The following is a 20,639-nucleotide window of genomic DNA, read 5'->3' on the forward strand; positions in this document are numbered from 1 at the left end:
TCCGGCATCATTAACGTGGCCGAATCCCTTCAATAATAATCCGCTGCACGTTTTCAACCGTTTGATTAAAAAACACTTCATCACGCAACGTCGCGCCTGTCACCGCCTCCACCTGGGGGGCAAAATCGGCGTAATGTTGAGTGGAAGCCCAGATCATAAAAATCAGATGCTGCGGGTCAATCGGCGCGAGTTTGCCGCTTTTGACCCAACCGGCAATCAGCGCCGATTTCTCATCAATTAATGCTTTCAAATCGCCCGTCAGTTCATCCATTAATAGCGGCGCACCTGCCAGCATTTCCATACAAAACAGGCGTGAGGCCTGCGGATAATCGCGGGAGACTTCCAGTTTCAGACGAATGTACTCTTTGATCGCCGCCAGCGGGGCGAAATCTTCACGAAACGCCTTTAACGGCGCCAGCCAGATATCGAGAATTTGCCGCAACACGGCAATGTATAGCGCCTCTTTTGACGGAAAGTAATACAGCAGATTGGTTTTTGAAACGCCCGCCAACTCTGCTATTTGCTCCAGCCTTGTACCGTGAAAACCGAATTGTGAAAAAGTGTCCAGTGCCGCGCTAAGAATCGCTTTTTTCTTCGCGCTCACTGCGCGCGAACGTTTACCCGTTGTTTTCACTGCGTCTTGCGTCATGCGCTCTCCCCTCTTTTAGATTGGCAACAGGATAGCAAAATCAGCATGATGCCTCGACCATCAACATTCACAGTACGAATGAATAATGGTGAAATGAGCGAGAAAGGTATTAACGTGAGGATATTAAGGAGAGTAGAACAAAAAACCGCCGGAATTACCGGCGGCAGTGGCGTATTGACGCGCGTCAGACAAACGCATTCGTCATTGAGTAGCCCGGCTAGTTGTCGCTTTTGCCGTGGCTGCTTTTGCCACCTTTTTTTCCTGCTTCAGATGCGCGCTGCGGGTCATTTTTGAAATTCCCCCCGCTGTGCTGTCTACCTTTTTTACCTGCTTCTGATGCTCTTTCGCGGTCTTCTGCAAAATTACCTGAACCGCCTCGATGGTTTGCCATTACTGACCTCCGTCTTGATGTAGACATCATATTGCATTGCATAGGATTAACGCGGCGTATGGCGGTTGCCATATTTTCGCTACGTGGGACTAAGCTTAGTGAACTGACGCGGGTGGACCCGCGTTTAGTAATATCCTGCAACAGGTTCTGAGCGAGAATGGATATCATTTCCAATAATTATCCATAAGCCTCTCTTATGATTAAAAAAACACTATGGGATAAAAATGTATCATTTTGCGACAAATTTATGCGCTTGTAAAAATTGTTATAAATCAAATAAGTGCTTGTGAAATTTGCACTCTGAAAAGGACGTCTTATCTTTAAAAGAGTGGTAGCGAATCGCTACGGAATAGAGATAACACGAGGAGTGGTTAGAAATGGCTAAAGTTCTGGTGCTTTATTATTCCATGTACGGACATATCGAAACGATGGCGCGCGCAGTCGCGGAAGGCGCAAGCAAAGTCGATGGCGCAGAAGTTGTTGTTAAGCGTGTACCGGAAACCATGCAGCCGCAATTATTCGAAAAAGCAGGCGGTAAAACGCAAACTGCACCTGTTGCAACCCCGCAAGAACTGGCCGATTACGATGCCATTATTTTTGGCACGCCAACCCGCTTTGGCAATATGTCCGGGCAAATGCGTACCTTCCTCGACCAGACTGGCGGCTTGTGGGCTTCTGGCGCATTGTACGGCAAACTGGCGAGCGTCTTTAGCTCTACCGGCACCGGCGGCGGTCAGGAACAAACCATCACATCCACCTGGACGACACTTGCCCACCACGGCATGGTGATTGTCCCTATTGGCTACGCAGCGCAGGAACTTTTTGACGTCTCGCAGGTTCGCGGCGGAACGCCGTACGGCGCAACCACCATTGCAGGCGGTGACGGTTCACGCCAACCCAGCCAGGAAGAGCTGTCTATCGCACGTTATCAGGGGGAATATGTCGCTGGTCTGGCAGTTAAACTTAACGGCTAATCTTCAACAGGAGGATACGCATGCCAACTCAAGAAGCGAAAGCTCATCACGTGGGTGAATGGGCATCTCTGCGCAATACGTCGCCGGAAATAGCCGAGGCCATTTTTGAAGTCGCCGGGTATGACGAAAAAATGGCGGAAAAAATTTGGGAAGAAGGTAGCGATGAAGTGTTAGTCAAAGCCTTTGCTAAAACCGATAAAGATTCGCTTTTTTGGGGCGAACAGACCATCGAACGTAAAAACGTTTAACCAGCAATTCCCCCGCTTCTCGCGGGGGAGTTTCAAATTGTCGACAAAGTTGCGCTTTGTTCATGCCGGATGCGGCGTGAACGCCTTATCCGGCCTACATAGTCGTGCAAATTCAATATATTGCAATCCTCTGGTAGGCCTGATAAGCATAGCGCATCAGGCAATCTTACGTTTGTCATCAGTCTCATACTCCCCCGCTTCTCGCGGGGGAGTTTTCTGTTATTTCACCGCTTCATTCAACACGTTATCAAACTTATCCATTGGACAAAAACCGTTGGCATCTATCGGGCAGTCGGTAAGTTCAAGCGTCACGCGTTGAGCCGGAGACTGCAACGTTAACGCGTCGGCATTACGCAACTGTTCCGAACTCTGGTACACATACTCGATTTTCATCAGGTCGCGGTTCGCTTTGCTGTCATGCCAACGCTGGAAAACGATTTTGCCGCCAATCGGCGTGCGTTCGTTCTGATCATGCAGTTGATACGGTTTGAAATCCAGCGCCGTTAACAGAGAGGCAATGTTTGAGTCGTGACCCACCAGCACCGTGATTTTCGGCGCGTTGGCACGATCGGTGACCAGGGCTTTGTCGATATAACTGACCAGCGGTTTCGCGACATTGCGCGCCACTTCCGGTGAGGTAAACAGGCTGTCCTGGTAACCGTTTTTCAGCTTCGACAACACCTTCCACTGCTGGTCAGATTTGATTTCTCCCCAGGCCACCTGATCCATCGGGAAACCTTCGTAGTATTGCAAAGTAAACGCATCCACCAGCGAGTTGCCGACTTTTAGCGGCCCTGAAACGCCCGGTTCTTGTTGATATTTCGCGCTAAAGGTATTTTTGCCATCCACCAGCGAACACTGCTGTTTCTCCTTGCAGGCTGGAGAGTCTTTATAGTTGACGATTTTTTCCAGTAGCTGGTAGCTGTCGGTAAGCTGGAGTTTACTAAGCTCTTTTTCCATTGCCGCTACTGCCTGCTCGCTGAAGGCGGCAGAATCATCGGTAATTACCGGGTTAAAGGTTGGGTCCATGCTGCCCATTTTTTCCTGGTGATGAACCGGAATGTCACACCCAGGGAATGCGCCTGTGATAAAAAATTGTGCAGTAGCGACAGTACGTTGCAGACTATTCGCGTAAGCATAAACGGTGTCCGGCGGCGGACATTCCCCCGTTTTCACTATTCCCTGCTCTGCCAGCCACTCACGCATGTAATGACCCATATACACTTCCAGTACGCCGCCTTTGGTAGTGAGTTGTCCACCGGGAACATCCCACTGCGGCCATTTATTCGGCGTCGACTGCTCAAGCACACTGCCATTATTTGCCAGAGGCGCACGTAAGTTATGACGGCTCATGAGTAGCACTTGCTGTAGCTGATAGCCTTCCGGCATGGTCTGTGCCTGACCATTCGAAGAGAGTAAAACCATCCCAGCCACGGCTGCAGCGATTAGCGTTTTTTTCATTCCTCACACCTCTTTTGTTATCAATCAATTAAGAGTGTGACAGAAATATGGCATTTTTCCGGGAACAGGTTCGCAAATTAGCAGATGACGAGGCGGGAAACCGTCAGGCGATAACGGACAGTAGTCGTGCTATCGCCTGGTTTGTATCGTTAAACTAATACCTGAAACAGCAAGGCAAAAAGAATGATATTGGCAATGACAATGGCCCAACCGTTATAAAGCATATATTTCAGGTGAGTTGATTGTGCCAGCCCCATTTGACCAAACATATCCGATGAAGGGAAAGGTCCAAACCAGTCCACTTGCGATGAGGCTAATAATACCGCCGTTGTACCCTGTGGCGGCACTCCCGCAGCCATCAACATCGGACCAAATATTTTGTGCGTAAAGGTCATCTGAGCAACAGCAGCACCAGGCACATGACCGATAATATTAAAGGCAAAAATACAGAAACAAAGCCATGCCGGAGATATCCCGGTTAACAGTGGTTGAGTGTATTCGAGCAATCCCTGATACGCCTGCAAACTATCCATAAGTTCCAGAATCGGGTTATACAGCCAGTAGAGCAGAAACATCCACACCAGTCTGCCACAGCCTTTATACAGCGCTTGCAGGATCCCGGTTGGGCTTAATCCACCCACCAGCCCGGTGATCAACGCCACCAACAGCATAACGATAATGGCAAAACTAAAACCTGCTTTTATCACTACGCCAATAACCGCCATCACAATAATGGTTGCAGCAAATGCCAGGGCGCTGAGTTTGCGACGACGATCGCGGGCAGGATCCTCTTCTTCCTGAGTTTTCTCTGAAAGATCCACTTCGTAGTGTAATTTTCCTTCCGTCATCTTCTGAATTCGCCCGGCCATTATCCAGCCAGCGAATAACGTCACGGCGCTCATTGGTAGCCCGACGTACATCAGGTATTGCGGATAAGTCAGGCCGCCGAGTTGTAAAATCGTCACGGTACTGGGAGTAAATGGCCCGGTAAACAATCCCACTGATCCGGCCGTCATCATCAGTGCAGCCACCGTAGGCGGTGTCAGCCGTACTGCCGCCGCCACAGGAATAATCACCGCGACAATAATGGCATTACCGCCAGCCATAGTCCCCAGCGCGCCACAGATGAGAATGGATGAGACGACGATGCCAAATTTGACCCGTGTCTGGCTGGAAAGCCCGATACGGTGTACCACAAATTTGACCAGTTCAACGGCGGCTCCGGTACGTGTTGCCACTTCACCGACACCGGCACCAAGCATAATGATCAGACCAACAGTGGCGATAAATGATCCTGTCGACTTTGCCAGCATGGCGCCCATTTCTGGTAAGCCGGTGGAGGTCATTATCATCGCAATAATAATCGATGAAATAACTGCCAGAACAATATCGACGCCTATCAACGAGAGCACCGCTAACGCCACCAGTGGTGTAAAACCAAGCAGTCCGAGTTCATTACCTGGACGCCCCTGACACCAGAACGCTGTCAGTAAAAATGCAATCAACAACAAGCCAATAATGACATTCTTTTTGGTGATATTTTGTCTGGTTAGCGAACCACCAGCGAGCATTGAGTCACTCATATAACTCCTTAACCCCATCGAATCGACCGACAATATCAGCCGATGTATTTGGACAGCTCAGAAAATATCCCCCCTCGTTATTATTGTTGGCGAAATGCACTGAGGGTTTGTCCGGGTACTACAGGTATTATTCTGAGTTCGTAATTAACCCCCTTTAGGTGGGCAAATAACGCATTGTTACCAGAACAGGCGTTACAGATTAAATTTATGTTAACTTGGTGTTACCATGAAATGACTTTTTATCTACCGTCTATAACTCTGGGTTAACTCTTAATGAAACTGCGCCACCTGGAAATCTTCTATGCCGTGATGACATGCGGGACACTTTCACGAGCTGCGGAATCGCTGAATATTTCCCAACCGGCCGTCAGTAAAGCGTTAAAAAACGCTGAACAAAAACTCGGTTTTCAGCTCTTTCAGCGAGTTCGAGGCAAGCTTCTTCCAACCAGCGAAGCGATCACACTTTTTGAAAAAGCGCAGTCGATTTATCACGAACTCGATAACCTGCGACTGCTGGCCGATAACCTGACGCGAGATCCGCGAGCCAGAATCGCTCTGGGATGCCTGCCAAGTCTGGGATTAAGTCTGGTGCCAGAAATAGTCACTGCGTTTTACCAGCAGAATGCCAATCTGGTAATGACACTGACGACAGAGCACACCGAAACGTTGGTTAAAAAACTTGATCTGCGAGAGATTGATCTGGCCCTGACGCTACAGCCGATTCAACAGGGGGAGATTATGACGACGCTGATAGCCGAAGTTCCGCTGGTTTATATCGACCGGGACTATCGCCAGGGCGCGGTAGAAATAGACAAGATTGACCAACAACGCTGGATTTCTCCCGGCCCACATTCCCTTTCCGATGCAATAGCCAAACGGCGTGATTTTTTGACAACGCGCCTGAATGTCCAGACCTATTACATGGCCACGGAATTTGTAAAACGAGGAATGGGATGCAGTATTACCGATATTTTCTCTGCCCGTCATAACCTCCCGGCAGAAACAATTCACCCTATCGAACCACCAATGAAAATTGACCTTTGTTTGTTACGCCGTGCCGACGTTTCACTTAGCCCCATTACACAAAAATTTGTCGATTTCCTCTGTCAGCAATTACGTCAGCAACTGCGAGCCATTAACCTTGAGTTATACCCTGAAAATAAAAAGTCAATTGCTCCTCAGGCCTAAATGTTTTGACATAACCCCAACGCATTTATTAGCGGTGGATATCTCAGGTGATGAAAAAACGCATTGTAGTTATTGGCGGTGGGGTAATTGGTCTGGCGACAGCCTGGGTGCTGGTAAAACAGGGCCATCAGGTGCAATTGTTAGAACGCAACAATCAGGCAGGCGTCGCTACCAGTTTCGCTAATGGTGGCCAACTGAGTTACCGCTACGTTGCTCCTCTGGCGGACAAAGGCGTACCGATGCAGGGACTTAAATGGATGGGGAAAAGCAACTCCCCCCTGAATATGCGTTTGCGCATGTCATTTAGCCAGTGGCGCTGGTTGCTGGAATTTTTACTGGCCTGCAATAGCCGGACAAATAAACTCAATGGCGATCATATCTTACGTTTATCACTGTTAAGTCGCCAGGTGATGGAAGAGTGGCTGCTGGAAGATAATCTTGATGACTTTCACTGGCGCCGTTCGGGCAAACTGATTATTCATCGCCGCCCGCAAGATTTAGCCAAAGCGGCAAAAGGCATTAATCCGCAATTTCAACAGGCGTTATCACGCGAAGAGTGCGTTTATCTTGAGCCAGCACTAAAACATATTGGTCATTCATTGTATGGCGGTATTTACTCCCCGGGCGATGAAACGGCGGACTGTTATAAGTTCTGCCAGGCATTACTTGCCAAACTTAATGCCAGCACAAACTTTTCGCTACAAACCGATTGTGAAGTTTTGCAGTTGAATAAAAAAGGCGAGCGCATTGATTCCATCACCACCAGCACAGGGACGCTGGTTGCGGATGATTATGTCGTTGCCGCCGGTAATGGCAGTAAGTATTTACTTGCCGGAACCGGGACCCACGTACCGATCTGCGGTCTGAAAGGTTACAGTCTGACGCTCCCCTTCCCACAAGAAATGGGGATCGCACCGCAAATCAGTGTCACCGACTATGGCCATAAAATTGTCTATGCCCGACTCGGTGAGCGGTTACGTATCGCCGCTATGGTCGATATTGGTTATGACGGTAATGAACTGCGCCCTGAACGCATTGACGCCTTAAAACAGATAGTAGCTAACAGTTTTCCACAACTGCAAGGTATCGATGAAGCCGAATTATGGACAGGTATGCGTCCATCCACCCCTGCGGGTCCGCCACTATTAGGACGGGCGAAGTATCAAAATCTCTGGATGAATCTTGGCCAGGGCAGTCTGGGCTTCACGTTAGCGGCAGGTAGTGCCGTGGTGTTAGGCGCTCTGCTGTCGGGCGAAGATCCCGCAATTTCCCTTGATGGACTGACATGGAGCCAATCAGCTTGAATATCAAACGTAATAACCCACAACCTCGTCTTGCCGCCAGTGTGGAATATGGCAATCTTGTATTTCTCTCCGGCCAGACACCGAAGAGCAATACTCCTGACATCGCGCAACAAACGCGCGAAGTGCTGGAAAAAATCGACGCACTACTTGCTGAAGCTGGCAGTGATAAATTTCATCTCTTGTCCGCTCAGGTATGGCTGAAAGATATCAGCCGCGATTTTGCCGATTTCAACGACGTATGGGTTAGCTGGCTGCCAGAGGGATATAGCCCGGCTCGCGCTACCGTACAGGCTGAGATGGCCCGCCAGGAGATTCTGGTTGAAGTGATGGTCACTGCGGTAAAAGCGGGATAAATCCCCATTTTCAGCCCCCTGACGACGTCGTCACGGGGCATCTATGAAGGTTAAACGCCCCTCTTTTACCTGCCAAAATTCAGGCTGAAAATATCATTTTTAGTTATGTTTTTATCACTGACCTACGATTTTTTCTGATTTCCCCTACACTTAACACTGATACCTTGTCAGGGGTTTCCCTTTGTCTGTATTGATTTACGCGAGATAACGCTATGGAATTAAAGGATTATTACGCCATCATGGGCGTGAAACCGACGGACGATCTCAAGACAATCAAGACCGCCTATCGTCGACTGGCCCGCAAATACCATCCAGATGTCAGCAAAGAGCCCGATGCCGAAGCCCGCTTCAAAGAGGTCGCTGAAGCCTGGGAAGTGTTAAGTGATGAACAACGTCGCGCTGAATATGATCAGATGTGGCAGCATCGCAACGATCCGCAATTCAACCGTCAGTTCCAGCATGGCGACGGTCAGAGTTTCAATGCCGAAGATTTTGAAGATATCTTCTCGTCAATTTTCGGCCAACATGCCCGCCAGAGTCGTCAACGCCCCGCCACACGTGGTCACGATATTGAAATTGAAGTTGCGGTATTCCTTGAAGAAACGCTGAGTGAGCACAAGCGTACCATCAGCTATAACCTGCCGGTTTATAACGCCTTTGGTATGATCGAACAGGAAATACCAAAAACGCTGAACGTGAAGATCCCCGCTGGTGTCGGCAATGGTCAACGTATCCGCCTGAAAGGCCAGGGGACGCCAGGCGAAAACGGCGGTCCCAATGGCGACCTGTGGCTGGTGATTCATATAGCCCCGCATCCGTTGTTTGATATTGTCGGGCAGGATCTGGAAATTGTGGTGCCGGTTAGCCCGTGGGAAGCGGCGCTGGGTGCTAAAGTCACAGTGCCAACGCTGAAAGAAAGTATTTTGTTGACCATTCCGCCTGGCAGTCAGGCCGGGCAACGATTGCGTGTTAAAGGCAAAGGTCTGGTAAGCAAAAAACAGACTGGTGACTTGTATGCGGTGCTGAAAATCGTCATGCCGCCGAAACCGGATGAAAATACTGCCGCATTGTGGCAACAACTGGCAGACGCCCAGTCGTCTTTTGATCCACGCAAAGATTGGGGGAAAGCATAATGGCCCATGTTACGGTGACTTTTACCATTACCGAATTTTGCCTGCATACCGGCGTTTCTGAAGAGGAGTTGAATGAAATTGTCGGTTTGGGCGTGGTTAAACCCTGCGAGATTCAGGCTACGTCCTGGGTGTTTGATGATCACGCCGCGACCGTCGTACAACGGGCGGTACGGCTGCGTAATGAACTGGCGCTGGATTGGCCGGGGATCGCGATGGCGCTGACGTTAATGGATGATATTACGCATCTGAAACAGGAAAACCGCCTGCTACGCCAGCGGCTTTCCCGGTTTGTAGCTCATCCGTGAGTGTGTTGCCTGAGGCGACGCTTAACGCGTCTTATCAGGCCTACAAAATCACTCCCGTAGGCCGGATAAGGCGTCCGCGCCGCATCCGGCGGCTGTACCATAATGCCTGATGCGACGCTTAACACGTCTTATCAGGCCTACAAAATCACTCCCGTAGGCCGGATAAGGCTTTCACGCCGCATCCGGCGGCTCTGCCATAATGCCTGATGCGACGCTTAACGCGTCTTATCAGGCCTACAAATCGGCATTATCTCTGGTGGTTATCGCAAGCAACAATTGGCTTAATGCTGCGTAAAAACCAAACCTATCATACTGATGGCAACGCGCAGCAAACTCAGGTAGCCATTGCCGCAGCGCCATCAGCGTTTTTAGCCGCAAACTGTCGATTCTTTGCGCAGGAACGGTTCCCTCTCCGAGCGAAAAATACAGATGACTCAACAACTCCAGATAGATCGCCAGATGATCTGCCGGTTCGTTGAAATTGCCACTGGTTTCCATACCTGCCTCAACTAACAAGCGTCTAATCTCTTGCTCGTCCTGTTTGTAGGCCGAAGCATACGGCAGTGCCGCTTGTTTATCGGTCATCAGAAACAGGCCGCAAAAGTCAGCGGCGAGTTCCAGACGGGCGTCGTCACGTACCGTCAAGGCGGCGATTTTTACTTCCAGTTCGTTCACTGCCGCAGCCAGCGGCGGTTCGCTTTTCAGCAAAGAAAACCATTCAGCCATCTGCGCACTGGCAATTTGCGTCAGTTGTTCATCATCCAGTTCACGGGAGAACAACTGCGCCAGCCAGGCGTAAACACAGGCAATCTGTTGCGCCGTTAGTGAAGTCATGATTTCACCTGTGACGCCGGAACATATTCGCACTGCGCCACCATCTCAACGGGGCCGTTAAACGCCGTCACCTGCTCCACTGTTCCGCTGTACTTCTCAATTTCCACCAGCGTAGTGTGCGCACTGGTCGCCTGCGCCAGCTGCGAAGTACCGATGTCGATGGTCAACACGTTGGGGTTACCATATTTACACAGCGCACCAGGCTCGCCGCCTTTATCTGGATCGTACCATGCCCCTTCGTGAATTCGCGCCACGCCGGGTGCATAGCGGTCAGAAACCACGGCCCCTGCCAGCACCTGACCACGAGCGTTAAAGACACGCACCACATCACCGTTACGAATACCGCGCGCGCTGGCATCCTGCGGGCTAATAAATACTGGCTCCTTACCCGCTACCGTATACTGCTGACGCAGAGTTTCCGACTCACATAACTGCGAGTGCAGTCGGAAATCGGGATGCACAGATTGCAGATGCAACGGATACTTCTGTGAGCCGGGTCCACCGTGGGAACGTTCGATTTTCTCAAACCACATCGGATGTCCCTGACAATCGTCATAGTTCATGTCGGCAATGGTTTTCGAGTAGATCTCAATCAGGCCACTCGGCGTGCCCAGCGGTTCGAGATCCGGATCTTCGCGGAATGCCTGGTGGCGAACAAACATCTGCGGATGGTCAAACTCGACGTACTCTTTGTTATTCCAGAAGTCATCAAACGCGGGCAGATGAACGCCGCGTCCTTTGCCCTGTTGTACCCCTTCCTGCCAGATGCGTTTCAGCCAGCCCATTTCGTCCAGCCTTTCGGTAAAGGCTTCTTCGCGATTAAAGCGACGGCACAGCTCGCGGAAAATATCAAAGTCGTTGCGCGCCTCGAACTGCGGCGGCACGACCTGTTTCATGGCGATAATGCCACGGTTGGAGTGGTTGCCGTACTGGTCGAGATCGTTACGCTCAAACTGCGTGGTCGCAGGCAGCACGATATCGGCAAAGCGGCAGGTTGAGGTCCATTGGTTATCTATGGCGATAACCGTTTCCAGCTTGCGCCAGCCTTCAATAATGCGGTTGATCTGCTGATGGCGATGGAACGGGTTAGTTCCGGCAAAAATACACATTTTCAGTGGCGGCAGTTTTACCGATTTACCGTTCCAGTTGATTACTTTCCCCGGTTCGAGGATCGCATCAACAAAACGGGCAATCGGAATGGTGCTGCTGTAGCCTTTGTAGTCGCTGTTGTCGTGGACAGGCGGAATCGACGTTGAGCCGGAGAAACCGCTCAGAATGACGCCTTTACGCCCCGGCGTGCCTGCACCGTTATAGTGCCAGCCAAAACCAAAACCACCGCCCGGCAGGCCAATTTGTCCCAGCATCGCCGCCAGAACCACAACCATCCACGCCCACTGTTCACCGTGCTGCATTCGCTGTACGCACCAGCCAGCAATAATCTGCGTTCTGTTGGCCGCCATCTGCCGCGCCAGCCCGCGAATGGTTTCGGCATCAATACCAGTCAGTTTTTCAGCCCATGCGGCATCTTTCGGCTGACCGTCTTTCTCGCCCAACAGATACGGCAGGAACTGTTCAAAGCCCACGCAGTAGTTGGCGAGGAAGTTTTTGTCGTACAGGTTTTCGCTGTACAGCGTATGCGCCAGCGCCAGTTGCAACGGCACGTCAGTTTGCGGGTTAACCGCAATGTGTTTCACATGCTCACGCCCCAGATACTCATGGGTTGAAGTGACAACCGGATCAATGCTAATGACCTCAATTTCACCTGCGGCAACTTTCGCCTTCAACTGCTCGTAATATTCATAAACATCGTGATCCGGGCACCACCAGTTTGCCTGCTGGTTTTTCAGCAAATCGGAGCCCCACAGCACAATGGTTTTGCTGTTCTGCAAGACCAGCGGCCAGGAGGTTTGCTGTTCATACACTTCCATTGAGCCAACGACACGCGGCAGGATCACCTGCGCAGCACCGGTGGAGTAATCCCCACCCGTACCAACGCTATTACCATGTAAAGCAATAGCTTTCGCCAGCATCCCCGAAGCGTTATGGAACATCCCCGTCGATTGCCAACCACTGGCGGTCAGCAAGGCACTCGGCCCGTGAGTTTTCTGTACGCGTTCCAGCTCTTCATAGAACATGTCGAGGGCTTCATCCCAGCTCACGCGTACGAAGCGGTTATCGCCACGCTGGGAGGTATCACTCAGATGGCGCTTACGCAGCCAGTCCACGCGTACCATCGGGTAACGAATACGCGCCGCGTTGTGTACGTGATCCGGCAATCCGGCAATCATTTTCGACGGGTATTTATCCAGTTCGAACGGTTTTGCTGCCACAAAGCGACCATCCTTCACCGTCGCGCGAATAGCCCCCCAGTGCGACCCGGTCAGAATGCCCTCTTTCGAGGTGGCGGCCTCGGTAGCCGCTTGCGCCGCATTCGCGCGGCGCGGCGTTAACAATGACGGCCCCAGCATCCCGGCGACAGTTAAGCCGCCGAGTTGTGCCAGAAAACGCCGACGTGATGCCTGAAAGAGATCGTTATTGTTCATTATTTTTCTTCCTTCTTATCGCCGTGAGCTTTACCTGCGGTGTCAGATGCATTCATTTGCAGATATTTCAGCAGGGTGCGTTCTTCACGTTTATCAAGGCTGGTAAAACCAATCATGCCGTTGAGCGTGCCGATCCAACCGTTAGCGTCAAAGTGGGAGATTTCCGGTGCACCGTGGCACTGGTTACAGGTGCCGTTGTACAGCGAATCCGCATAAGCCCAGATCGGTTTGATATCGTTCACCATGTCGCCTTTCTTCATCCACGCGGTGGCCTGCAACTTGCTCCACTCGGTATTGGTGTCGGCAACGGTGGTTTTCTCCAGCGTTTTCACCTGCTGCTGAACATCGCCACGAATCGAAGCAACAAAGATGCGTTTGCCAGGGAACTGGGTGAGTACTCGCTGACGTCCGGCGCTTTCCGTCCAGCCGGTGATTTCAATTTGCAGCCAGTCGCCGTCACGTTTAAGGACTTTCACTTCCGAAGCAGGCAGCAGAGAACCAGACGCTTCTTTATCGCCTTTCGCCGCATAAATCGGCTTGATATCAATGGAGTACAACGTGTCACCACTGTCATTAGCACTGGCGCGCAGCTCATCGAATTGCTTACGGAAGCCGCTACTCATATCCGGTAACTGGTGGGCAATACCTTTATGACAGTCGATGCAGGATTGATTATCTTTCGCTGCCACCTTCATCTGACGAGCCGCTTCCGGATGCTGCTTCGCATGATCCATCGCATCGTAGTTATGGCAGGAGCGGCAGGTTGCCGAGTTGTTTTCTTTCATTCGCGCCCATTCACGCTCGGCAAGTTCCGCGCGTTTGGCTTCGAATTTCTCAGGTGTATCAATGGAGTGGGCAATAAAGGTCTGGTAGATGTCGTTGCTCGCTTCCAGTTTACGCTTCACTATGCCTGGAATATCCGGCGGGATATGGCAGTCATGGCATTCAGCTCGCACGCCGGAGGCGTTCTGGAAATGCACCGACTGTTTATATTCTTCATAGACCGGTTGCATACTGTGGCAACTGACACAAAATTCAGTTGTGCTGGTGACTTTGATCCCAACGTGTGGCAACACAATCAGCGCAATGCCAATCACAATCCCAATAGCGACCAGCGCCAGTACCGACCAACGAGCACTGGGTCGGCGTAGCGTGTTCCAGAGTTTCCGCATAATAGCCCCTGTAAAATTATGGTTTAGTGAAGCGATCTTAATGAGTAAATATGAACAGCGGCACTGGTCAGGATGAACGGCTTACGGCAGAATATGAACAGATATGAACAGAATGAGTAAAACCCTCTGATGCCACATCACATTGTTATTGTTGAAGATGAGCCGGTTACCCAGGCGCGATTACAAACCTACTTCACTCAGGAGGGGTATACCGTTTCCGTTACGGCGAGCGGTGCCGGGCTGCGGGAAATTATGCAAAATCAACCAGTGGATTTAATTCTGCTGGATATCAATTTGCCCGATGAAAATGGCCTGATGTTAACCCGCGCCCTGCGAGAACGCTCAACGGTGGGTATTATTCTGGTTACCGGACGCAGCGATCGGATAGACCGTATTGTTGGGCTGGAAATGGGCGCAGACGATTACGTCACCAAACCGCTGGAACTGCGCGAACTGGTGGTGCGGGTGAAAAATCTGCTCTGGCGCATCGACCTCGCGCGACAGGCTCAACCGCTCACTCAGGACAACTGCTATCGCTTTGCCGGTTATTGCCTGAATGTGTCGCGTCATACGCTGGAACGGGATGGCGAGCCGATTAAACTGACCCGCGCAGAGTATGAAATGCTGGTGGCGTTTGTGACCAATCCGGGCGAAATTCTCAGCCGTGAACGTCTGCTGCGTATGCTTTCTGCGCGTCGGGTGGAAAACCCTGACCTGCGCACCGTCGATGTGTTAATTCGTCGTTTACGCCATAAACTCAGTGCAGATTTACTGGTGACGCAACATGGCGAAGGTTATTTCTTAGCTGCTGATGTGTGCTGATAATAATAGACCGGGCGAAATCCCCCTGGCGACAGCGAGCGGCGGATATGTTCACGGTCAGCATTTTTCGGCGTCAGGACTAAAATCGGTGGGCTGACATTATCGGACACCGATTGTCCCTGTAATTGCCTGATGGCCTGCTCAACTGCCAGTTCCCCCTGCCAGACCATTTGATCGCTGGCAGCCATAATCACTCTCCCCCGCTTCAGCCCACGATACACCTGATGTGAAAGATAAAACGACACCACAGTAAGCGGCGTTTTCAGGTTACGCCCTTCGCCCATTGCCGCCTCTGCCGCAATGGCCGTTCCGGCAACGACGTCGATTTCTGGATGGCGCTCCAGCATTTCCTGCAACAGGTTACGCTGGATTTCAATATCGTTGTCGCCGAGCGCAATATCGACAATACGCACCGGGCTTCCGGCAATGGCTGCGCGGAAACCCTCTACCATCTCCTTACTGCCCCCGGCGTTATCGGGGCCAGGCATCAACAGCACGTTCAGTGGTTTTCCGTGGCTCCATTGCACCAGATATCGCCCTGGTTGATAGCCCATCTGAAACCAGGGCACACCAACGCGGCTTTTTATCTGTGAGTCGTCAATAGCATTCACCAGTTCGATCACCGGCAGATTAGCTACCTGCTTTTGCAGATCGGGAAATGACATCGTACTGCTGCCGAGCAAAATCGCCTCTGCGCCCCATTGTTTACACTGGTCGATTTGCGCCTGCTGAGTAGCTAACTGGCTGTAACCACCTGCCTCCAGCACTTTTAAATCCACACCGTAGCGACGAGCAGCCTCCTGCATTCCATAGTTCAACGATAACCAGTATGAATCTTTCAGGCTGGGATAAAGCGCACACAACTTCCAGGGACGATTTGCCTTTAACGGCATAACAGGTTGCACCTTGAAATGCTGCGCATCATGCCAGCGCAACAGGTTATCGCCCGCAAAGGCTGGCAGCACAAAAAAGGGAAGAAGTAACAAAAGCAGTACGCGCATGATAGCCTCATCAATAATAAGGCTTTATGCTAGATGCATTCCGCTTTGCGACTCAACCTTTTTCACCCAAAGGATGACAAAATCACACAAATCATTTAAAAATCATAGCATTATAAGAAGTTATGGTTAAATAATAGACTACAAGACGCAGCAAAACACTACATTTTGAATCACTATAAATCAATGAGTTAGATATCTTTAGTGACCTGAGACAGAGCATTAGCGCAAGGTGATTTTTTGTCTTCTTGCGCTAATTTTTTGTCAACGCACTGGGTTAGCTGAATTTACAACCATGCTCAGTATCTAGATAAGCGCAGAGAAATGCTGCAGTGGTGGGCGGACTGGCTTGATGGGAAATGATTAGACATTAGCTAGAGAAAAATGGCTGCGCACTTTCCTCTCAACTTTATTTCCACACTAGACGAACGCAGAACCATAAGGAAAATTTGGAGGCATCCACAAAAATTGATAATATCGCGACATTTGCATAAACAGAACAACAGGATAGTAGCCGAGATGAAATTTAGCACAAAACAAGATGTAGGGATACAATATTTAAGGGGGGTATCTGCTTTATACGTTGTATTCTTCCACTTTAGAGAATTTTTAGATAATTTTTTACCCATGGCCATGTTGGGTCAAAAATTTTTTAGCAATGGTTCTTTCGGTGTTGATATATTTTTTATAATTAGTGGATATATTATTTCTCTTTCAACAGAAAAAAAAGACAATTCAACTGTTAAAGGATATATCATAAAAAGATTTTTCAGAATATACCCCGCTTATTTCATAGCACTCTCTATTTTGATTGTTTTCTCTCCAATAAAATATTCTTACCATGAGATTTTTAGTTCATTTATGATGATCCACCCTGATTATCAATATAATGCACCTTACTTTGGTTATGGTGTACTGTTTACCGCATGGACATTAACATACGAGATATATTTTTATATAATATTTCTAATAGGTATGTTTTTATCACATAAACATCGCATTATGTTTACATCAACAATTGCAATATTTGCTATGATATCAATACAGCTTATTTTCAACAAATCAATAAACATTTTCCATCAGGAACAATTTAAAAATGGAGCAGGGATATTGAATGTCCCAGGAAATATAATGGTTATAGACTTTATATATGGAATGTTTATTTATAAGATTAGAAATTATTTAAAATTAAATAAATATTCTATCGCAATATCATTTTTACTTATATCAATTGGATTTATAACAATACAATCAGGAGTAAACGCTGGGCATGGTCCACTGCAATACGGGCTTTACTCTCTAATGATTGTTCTAGGGGTTGTTATGTACGAGAAAAATAACAAAATTACCGAGATTAAGCCATTGGTTTTTCTTGGTGATATATCATACTCAGTTTATTTGTATCATGTGATAATTGCTACATGTGTATATTCACACCTATTAAAAATAGGATTTTCAGGATTATCGATGTTCTCTATGATGACCGTTTTATCAATATTTCTTGCGTATATTTCATATGTTTTAATTGAAGTTCCATCAGTTAAAGCAGGGCATTTGATATTAAAAAAACAAACGAAAGGTTAAATATTAAAAATGTTCTTCATGGATAACAGTAAAAGACCACCTCCTGAGTAGTTTGTTTAGGGATAACAATAAAAACAGGCATCCAAAATGAATGTCTGTTTTATTACTGAATAAGATAAGCAAAAAAGCTACAGGCCACTTCGCCAGAAGTGTTGTTTCTTGTTATTTTTATAGTATTATCGACGACGCCTGTTGAAATATTTGTTGCAACATCAGTTGATGTCGCAATCACACCAATAGACGATGTATTTTTAATTGATTTTATTGTTAGAGGGATTTGTATTGATGCAGATCCATCAGGAATGATAATTATTCCTGTTTGTTTATCTGGATGGCTTGGTGAATCATTATTTATGAGCCTGCAGTTTGTTGGGCCTACGATCGCCCCTCCATTAATGACTGTATTATATAGATATGCACTAGCACCACCACCTATATTATCAAGAATGACAATATCTGCCACCCTGCCACTAGTAAGAGTGCAATTAACTAACCTTACATTCGTTACTGAGTTGACAAGAAGTTCTCCAATTTGTTCATCTACGAGGTTGTTATTTTGGATGATGCAATTGTTTAGAGTTACATTAGAAGGTGAAAATATGTTCTTTGTTATTCCCCCCCCCATTTTCTACTGTCTGAAAACGTAGAACCAACAGCGGTAAACATATCACTTGAGCCTTCAATAATTGTATAAGATGATGTTGAAGAGTTAGATGAAAAATACACCGACCATTGCATAATATGGAAAATGTTTTATAGTGAAATCCCTTCCGGAATGCAAATTGACCATAAAGATGGTAATGGGTTAAATAATTCAATAGACAACCTGCGTCTCGTTAGTCTCGGTGAAAACCTAAAAAACAAATCTAAATACACAAACAATACATCTGGGTGCGCTGGGGTTTCATGGCATAATACCCATAAAAAGTGGCATATATTAGCGACACAGGGAAGCGCATTGATCTCGGATACTTTAAGAGTCTCGATGATGCAATTGCTGTAAGGCGTGAGGCTGAAAAGACCTATGGTTAACATGAGAATCATGGTAGGTAATGTCTGTCATTTAATTTTCTCCAGACGTAGCAATGTCGAACAAGATGCAACTTGCCCTGCATTGCACTAATGTCAGTTATGATTTGTTAATTATGAGATGAGTCTATGCAAAGAGATCTGTTGAACATTGCGTTCTACATATTTGGTTTTTGCACGTTCATGGTGTTTGCGAAGCTATTCTGACAACGCATCAGACTTAGCACTGACCTGGCTGCCAGCGGCGTTGCCTACAAAGAGCGGATGAAAATACCGGTAATTGCAGAACAGGTAGCCCGTGAGCAACCGGAGAACTTGCACACCTATTTCATGGAACGGCTACGATACTGGCCGGCGTTGAATTAATCCACATGATGCGCAAGGGGCAATATCAGCATCCTCAGGGTGATGGATTGTCACCCACGGAACAATTTTATCTGCTGACTGTATGAAAAATCAGCAATACAACTTTTGCTGACTTTCCACCGTTAACGCGACACAACCTTAATATGCCACAAAGGTTTTTGTTAACGAGCTGCATCTTTTTCTTTTCTGGGTGATGATTGTTTTATAATAAACAAATAACAACATTTATTCTTGTAAAAGTAATAATATCTCTCTGGCGATCGAATTTATTGATCGCATTTCAATTAAACAAATAAGGAGTTTTTTATGCCAAAAATTACCGGTGTTCTAGTGAGTCACCATGTTTTCGATATAAAAAAAGACATGGCTAATGGTTCATTCCCGAAAACATTATTTCCAGGTGCGACATTTCAGATGGTGGTTGACAATGATGTTGTCAATAATAATACGTTGGACTGGAGTGTTGTCACCAATGCGGGAGACAATTCGCTGACTGTAAATCAGGACGGCGTGGTGTCATTTTCAAAATATATTGATGAAAGCTGCATTGGTAAAACATTTGTTATTTTTGCGAAGGATAAAGCCACAGGGAAATTTGTGTCATCTTATTTAATTAAACCTCATCGCTTCTTTAAACCTCGTACCGCAACGTCGGACAGATTTGACAATGTCTTGTCATTGTGGAAAGGCCGACATCCATAGCTTTGGCGGCATCTGCCACCGTGTAGTTCTGGTCAACAACCCGTTGAGCGGATTCGCGTTTAAACTCTGCGCTGAAATTTCTTTTTTTCATTGGAGCACCTGTGTTGTTCTGAGGTGAGCATATCACCTCTGTTCAGGTGGCCAAATTCAGTGTGCCACTACAGTATCAGGCCGAAAACTCTACTCGACTACGCCAGCAAAATCAGGGCAATCCGAAGAAAATTGCCGGACAAACCGCTCACTGACATATCAACGAAAGAAGTGGCAGCAATGCTAAACACCTACGTAGCAGAAGGTAAAGCAGCTTCCGCAAAATTAATCAGGTCAACCCTTGTTGACGTTTTTCGTGAAGCAATAGCCGAGGGGCATGTGGCAACGAATCCGGTAACAGCAACCCGTACAGCAAAGTCAGAAGTAAGGCGCTCAAGGCTGACAGCTAATGAGTATGTCGAGATTTACCATGCAGCCGAACCTCTCCCTATCTGGCTAAGGCTGACGATGGATTTGGCCGTCGTTACAGGGCAGAGAGTCGGCGATTTGTGCAGAATGAAATGGTCAGACATAAACGACAACCATCTTCACATTGAACAGAGTAAAACAGGGGCTAAACTCGCCATTCCGCTAACGCTAACGATTGACGCGCTCAATATATCATTGGCTGATACACTACAGAAATGCAGGGAGGCCAGCAGCAGTGAAACTATAATCGCATCAAAGCATCACGATCCGCTTTCCCCGAAAACAGTATCAAAGTATTTTACAAAGGCGAGAAATGCATCTGGACTCTCATTTGATGGAAACCCGCCAACATTCCATGAACTGCGTAGCCTGTCAGCGAGGCTATACCGGAACCAGATTGGCGATAAGTTTGCTCAACGTCTTCTCGGGCATAAATCAGACTCAATGGCGGCGCGGTATAGGGACAGCCGTGGACGGGAATGGGACAAAATTGAAATCGACAAATGATTTTATTTTGACTAATAATGACCTGCCTACATTA

21 protein-coding genes and 4 pseudogenes are annotated in these 20,639 nt (G+C 48.1%); 15 read left to right on the plus strand and 10 right to left on the minus strand.

Going from position 1 to position 20,639, the window contains the following annotated elements:
• Nucleotides 1-10 precede the first annotated feature (10 nt).
• Together rutR and H9644_RS16135 are read right to left on the minus strand one after the other, a co-directional pair.
• Nucleotides 11-649, minus strand: a complete 639-nt coding sequence (gene rutR, locus H9644_RS16130) for an HTH-type transcriptional regulator RutR (RefSeq protein ID WP_064528462.1) — start codon at nt 647-649, stop codon at nt 11-13.
• 217 nt (nt 650-866) lie between these two features.
• Nucleotides 867-1,040: a con-10 family general stress protein gene (locus tag H9644_RS16135; RefSeq protein WP_040081828.1), complete on the minus strand. Its 174-nt coding sequence runs from the start codon at nt 1,038-1,040 to the stop codon at nt 867-869.
• Nucleotides 1,041-1,417: 377 nt separating this feature from the next.
• Between H9644_RS16135 and wrbA the strand changes: the two genes are divergently transcribed.
• Together wrbA and H9644_RS16145 are read left to right on the plus strand one after the other, a co-directional pair.
• Entirely contained in the window at nt 1,418-2,014 is a 597-nt protein-coding gene (gene wrbA, locus H9644_RS16140) for an NAD(P)H:quinone oxidoreductase (protein WP_001151442.1), read from the plus strand.
• Between the two features lie 20 nt (nt 2,015-2,034).
• The gene (locus tag H9644_RS16145) at nt 2,035-2,262 is read left to right on the plus strand and encodes a YccJ family protein (protein WP_001143120.1); all 228 of its coding nucleotides are present in this window, start codon (nt 2,035-2,037) and stop codon (nt 2,260-2,262) included.
• Nucleotides 2,263-2,481: 219 nt separating this feature from the next.
• Here the strand turns inward: H9644_RS16145 and agp are convergent, their stop codons facing one another.
• A complete protein-coding gene (agp, locus tag H9644_RS16150; RefSeq protein WP_191775374.1) occupies nt 2,482-3,723 on the minus strand; it encodes a bifunctional glucose-1-phosphatase/inositol phosphatase in 1,242 nt (413 codons plus the stop codon).
• 149 nt (nt 3,724-3,872) lie between these two features.
• Nucleotides 3,873-5,306, minus strand: a complete 1,434-nt coding sequence (locus H9644_RS16155; protein ID WP_064528458.1) for a hypothetical protein — start codon at nt 5,304-5,306, stop codon at nt 3,873-3,875.
• 273 nt (nt 5,307-5,579) lie between these two features.
• Between H9644_RS16155 and H9644_RS16160 the strand changes: the two genes are divergently transcribed.
• From H9644_RS16160 to cbpM, 5 genes are all read left to right on the plus strand, one after another.
• The gene (locus H9644_RS16160; RefSeq protein ID WP_191775376.1) at nt 5,580-6,494 is read left to right on the plus strand and encodes a LysR family transcriptional regulator; all 915 of its coding nucleotides are present in this window, start codon (nt 5,580-5,582) and stop codon (nt 6,492-6,494) included.
• A gap of 50 nt (nt 6,495-6,544) precedes the next feature.
• Entirely contained in the window at nt 6,545-7,798 is a 1,254-nt protein-coding gene (locus tag H9644_RS16165) for a D-amino acid dehydrogenase (protein ID WP_191775378.1), read from the plus strand.
• A complete protein-coding gene (locus tag H9644_RS16170) occupies nt 7,795-8,151 on the plus strand; it encodes a RidA family protein (protein ID WP_191775380.1) in 357 nt (118 codons plus the stop codon). The genes H9644_RS16165 and H9644_RS16170 overlap by 4 nt, the downstream gene beginning before the upstream one ends.
• A gap of 212 nt (nt 8,152-8,363) precedes the next feature.
• Nucleotides 8,364-9,284, plus strand: coding sequence for a curved DNA-binding protein (cbpA, locus tag H9644_RS16175; protein WP_064528450.1), 921 nt, complete (start codon nt 8,364-8,366; stop codon nt 9,282-9,284).
• Complete coding sequence (gene cbpM, locus H9644_RS16180) at nt 9,284-9,589, plus strand: chaperone modulator CbpM (RefSeq protein ID WP_191775382.1); 306 nt, start codon at nt 9,284-9,286, stop codon at nt 9,587-9,589. The genes cbpA and cbpM overlap by 1 nt, the downstream gene beginning before the upstream one ends.
• A 234-nt stretch (nt 9,590-9,823) precedes the next feature.
• On the opposite strand, the gene torD is transcribed toward cbpM, so the two are convergent.
• From torD to torC, 3 genes are read right to left on the minus strand one after another with little or no spacing between them, the layout of a single operon-like run.
• Nucleotides 9,824-10,423 carry a molecular chaperone TorD gene (gene torD / locus H9644_RS16185; RefSeq protein WP_191775384.1) on the minus strand — a complete coding sequence of 200 codons (600 nt, stop codon included), beginning with the start codon at nt 10,421-10,423 and terminating at the stop codon, nt 9,824-9,826.
• Nucleotides 10,420-12,966 carry a trimethylamine-N-oxide reductase TorA gene (torA, locus tag H9644_RS16190; RefSeq protein WP_191775386.1) on the minus strand — a complete coding sequence of 849 codons (2,547 nt, stop codon included), beginning with the start codon at nt 12,964-12,966 and terminating at the stop codon, nt 10,420-10,422. The genes torD and torA overlap by 4 nt, the downstream gene beginning before the upstream one ends.
• A complete protein-coding gene (gene torC / locus H9644_RS16195) occupies nt 12,966-14,138 on the minus strand; it encodes a pentaheme c-type cytochrome TorC (protein WP_191775388.1) in 1,173 nt (390 codons plus the stop codon). The genes torA and torC overlap by 1 nt, the downstream gene beginning before the upstream one ends.
• 129 nt (nt 14,139-14,267) lie before the next feature.
• On the opposite strand from torC, the gene torR reads away from it, so the two are divergent.
• Complete coding sequence (gene torR / locus H9644_RS16200) at nt 14,268-14,960, plus strand: two-component system response regulator TorR (RefSeq protein ID WP_001120133.1); 693 nt, start codon at nt 14,268-14,270, stop codon at nt 14,958-14,960.
• On the opposite strand, the gene torT is transcribed toward torR, so the two are convergent.
• Nucleotides 14,933-15,961 carry a TMAO reductase system periplasmic protein TorT gene (gene torT, locus H9644_RS16205; protein WP_191775390.1) on the minus strand — a complete coding sequence of 343 codons (1,029 nt, stop codon included), beginning with the start codon at nt 15,959-15,961 and terminating at the stop codon, nt 14,933-14,935. The two genes, torR and torT, sit on opposite strands and share 28 nt — an antisense overlap.
• Nucleotides 15,962-16,243: 282 nt before the next feature.
• On the opposite strand from torT, the pseudogene H9644_RS16210 reads away from it, so the two are divergent.
• Together H9644_RS16210 and H9644_RS16215 are read left to right on the plus strand one after the other, a co-directional pair.
• Nucleotides 16,244-16,321: pseudogene (locus H9644_RS16210) on the plus strand (tyrosine-type recombinase/integrase); the annotation flags it as partial.
• Between the two features lie 156 nt (nt 16,322-16,477).
• Nucleotides 16,478-17,542, plus strand: a complete 1,065-nt coding sequence (locus H9644_RS16215; RefSeq protein WP_191775392.1) for an acyltransferase family protein — start codon at nt 16,478-16,480, stop codon at nt 17,540-17,542.
• Between the two features lie 103 nt (nt 17,543-17,645).
• On the opposite strand, the gene H9644_RS21630 is transcribed toward H9644_RS16215, so the two are convergent.
• Nucleotides 17,646-18,005, minus strand: coding sequence for a hypothetical protein (locus H9644_RS21630; protein ID WP_225221424.1), 360 nt, complete (start codon nt 18,003-18,005; stop codon nt 17,646-17,648).
• Between the two features lie 312 nt (nt 18,006-18,317).
• On the opposite strand from H9644_RS21630, the gene H9644_RS16225 reads away from it, so the two are divergent.
• The 4 genes and pseudogenes from H9644_RS16225 to H9644_RS16240 all read left to right on the plus strand — a co-directional run bounded on the left by H9644_RS16225 (nt 18,318) and on the right by H9644_RS16240 (nt 19,639).
• Nucleotides 18,318-18,545 carry an HNH endonuclease gene (locus H9644_RS16225; protein ID WP_263611612.1) on the plus strand — a complete coding sequence of 76 codons (228 nt, stop codon included), beginning with the start codon at nt 18,318-18,320 and terminating at the stop codon, nt 18,543-18,545.
• 239 nt (nt 18,546-18,784) lie between these two features.
• On the plus strand, nt 18,785-18,937 hold the full coding sequence (locus H9644_RS16230) for a DNA polymerase III subunit theta (RefSeq protein ID WP_191775456.1): 153 nt from the start codon (nt 18,785-18,787) through the stop codon (nt 18,935-18,937).
• A pseudogene (locus H9644_RS16235) lies at nt 18,913-19,023 on the plus strand (IS6 family transposase); the annotation flags it as partial. The gene H9644_RS16230 and the pseudogene H9644_RS16235, both read left to right, overlap by 25 nt.
• A 277-nt stretch (nt 19,024-19,300) precedes the next feature.
• The gene (locus H9644_RS16240; RefSeq protein WP_404825897.1) at nt 19,301-19,639 is read left to right on the plus strand and encodes a hypothetical protein; all 339 of its coding nucleotides are present in this window, start codon (nt 19,301-19,303) and stop codon (nt 19,637-19,639) included.
• Here H9644_RS16240 and H9644_RS16245 read toward each other — a convergent pair.
• Nucleotides 19,608-19,730: pseudogene (locus H9644_RS16245) on the minus strand (transposase); the annotation flags it as partial. The gene H9644_RS16240 and the pseudogene H9644_RS16245 overlap by 32 nt on opposite strands.
• Before the next feature lie 74 nt (nt 19,731-19,804).
• Between H9644_RS16245 and H9644_RS16250 the strand changes: the two are divergent.
• A pseudogene (locus tag H9644_RS16250) lies at nt 19,805-20,605 on the plus strand (tyrosine-type recombinase/integrase); the annotation flags it as partial.
• Between the last annotated feature and the right edge of the window lie 34 nt (nt 20,606-20,639).

Source organism: Escherichia whittamii (assembly GCF_014836715.1).
Taxonomy (GTDB): domain Bacteria; phylum Pseudomonadota; class Gammaproteobacteria; order Enterobacterales; family Enterobacteriaceae; genus Escherichia; species Escherichia whittamii.

Coding starts and splice junctions, on each gene's coding strand:
- torR (WP_001120133.1), top strand. CDS start 14,268: ATGCCACATCACATTGTTATTGTTGAAGATGAGCCGGTTACCCAGGCG.
- torA (WP_191775386.1), bottom strand. CDS start 12,966: ATGAACAATAACGATCTCTTTCAGGCATCACGTCGGCGTTTTCTGGCA.
- cbpM (WP_191775382.1), top strand. CDS start 9,284: ATGGCCCATGTTACGGTGACTTTTACCATTACCGAATTTTGCCTGCAT.
- H9644_RS16225 (WP_263611612.1), top strand. CDS start 18,318: ATGCAAATTGACCATAAAGATGGTAATGGGTTAAATAATTCAATAGAC.
- H9644_RS16240 (WP_404825897.1), top strand. CDS start 19,301: ATGGCTAATGGTTCATTCCCGAAAACATTATTTCCAGGTGCGACATTT.
- H9644_RS16215 (WP_191775392.1), top strand. CDS start 16,478: ATGAAATTTAGCACAAAACAAGATGTAGGGATACAATATTTAAGGGGG.
- rutR (WP_064528462.1), bottom strand. CDS start 649: ATGACGCAAGACGCAGTGAAAACAACGGGTAAACGTTCGCGCGCAGTG.
- H9644_RS16145 (WP_001143120.1), top strand. CDS start 2,035: ATGCCAACTCAAGAAGCGAAAGCTCATCACGTGGGTGAATGGGCATCT.
- agp (WP_191775374.1), bottom strand. CDS start 3,723: ATGAAAAAAACGCTAATCGCTGCAGCCGTGGCTGGGATGGTTTTACTC.
- cbpA (WP_064528450.1), top strand. CDS start 8,364: ATGGAATTAAAGGATTATTACGCCATCATGGGCGTGAAACCGACGGAC.
- H9644_RS16135 (WP_040081828.1), bottom strand. CDS start 1,040: ATGGCAAACCATCGAGGCGGTTCAGGTAATTTTGCAGAAGACCGCGAA.
- torT (WP_191775390.1), bottom strand. CDS start 15,961: ATGCGCGTACTGCTTTTGTTACTTCTTCCCTTTTTTGTGCTGCCAGCC.
- wrbA (WP_001151442.1), top strand. CDS start 1,418: ATGGCTAAAGTTCTGGTGCTTTATTATTCCATGTACGGACATATCGAA.
- H9644_RS16165 (WP_191775378.1), top strand. CDS start 6,545: ATGAAAAAACGCATTGTAGTTATTGGCGGTGGGGTAATTGGTCTGGCG.
- torC (WP_191775388.1), bottom strand. CDS start 14,138: ATGCGGAAACTCTGGAACACGCTACGCCGACCCAGTGCTCGTTGGTCG.
- H9644_RS16155 (WP_064528458.1), bottom strand. CDS start 5,306: ATGAGTGACTCAATGCTCGCTGGTGGTTCGCTAACCAGACAAAATATC.
- H9644_RS16160 (WP_191775376.1), top strand. CDS start 5,580: ATGAAACTGCGCCACCTGGAAATCTTCTATGCCGTGATGACATGCGGG.
- torD (WP_191775384.1), bottom strand. CDS start 10,423: ATGACTTCACTAACGGCGCAACAGATTGCCTGTGTTTACGCCTGGCTG.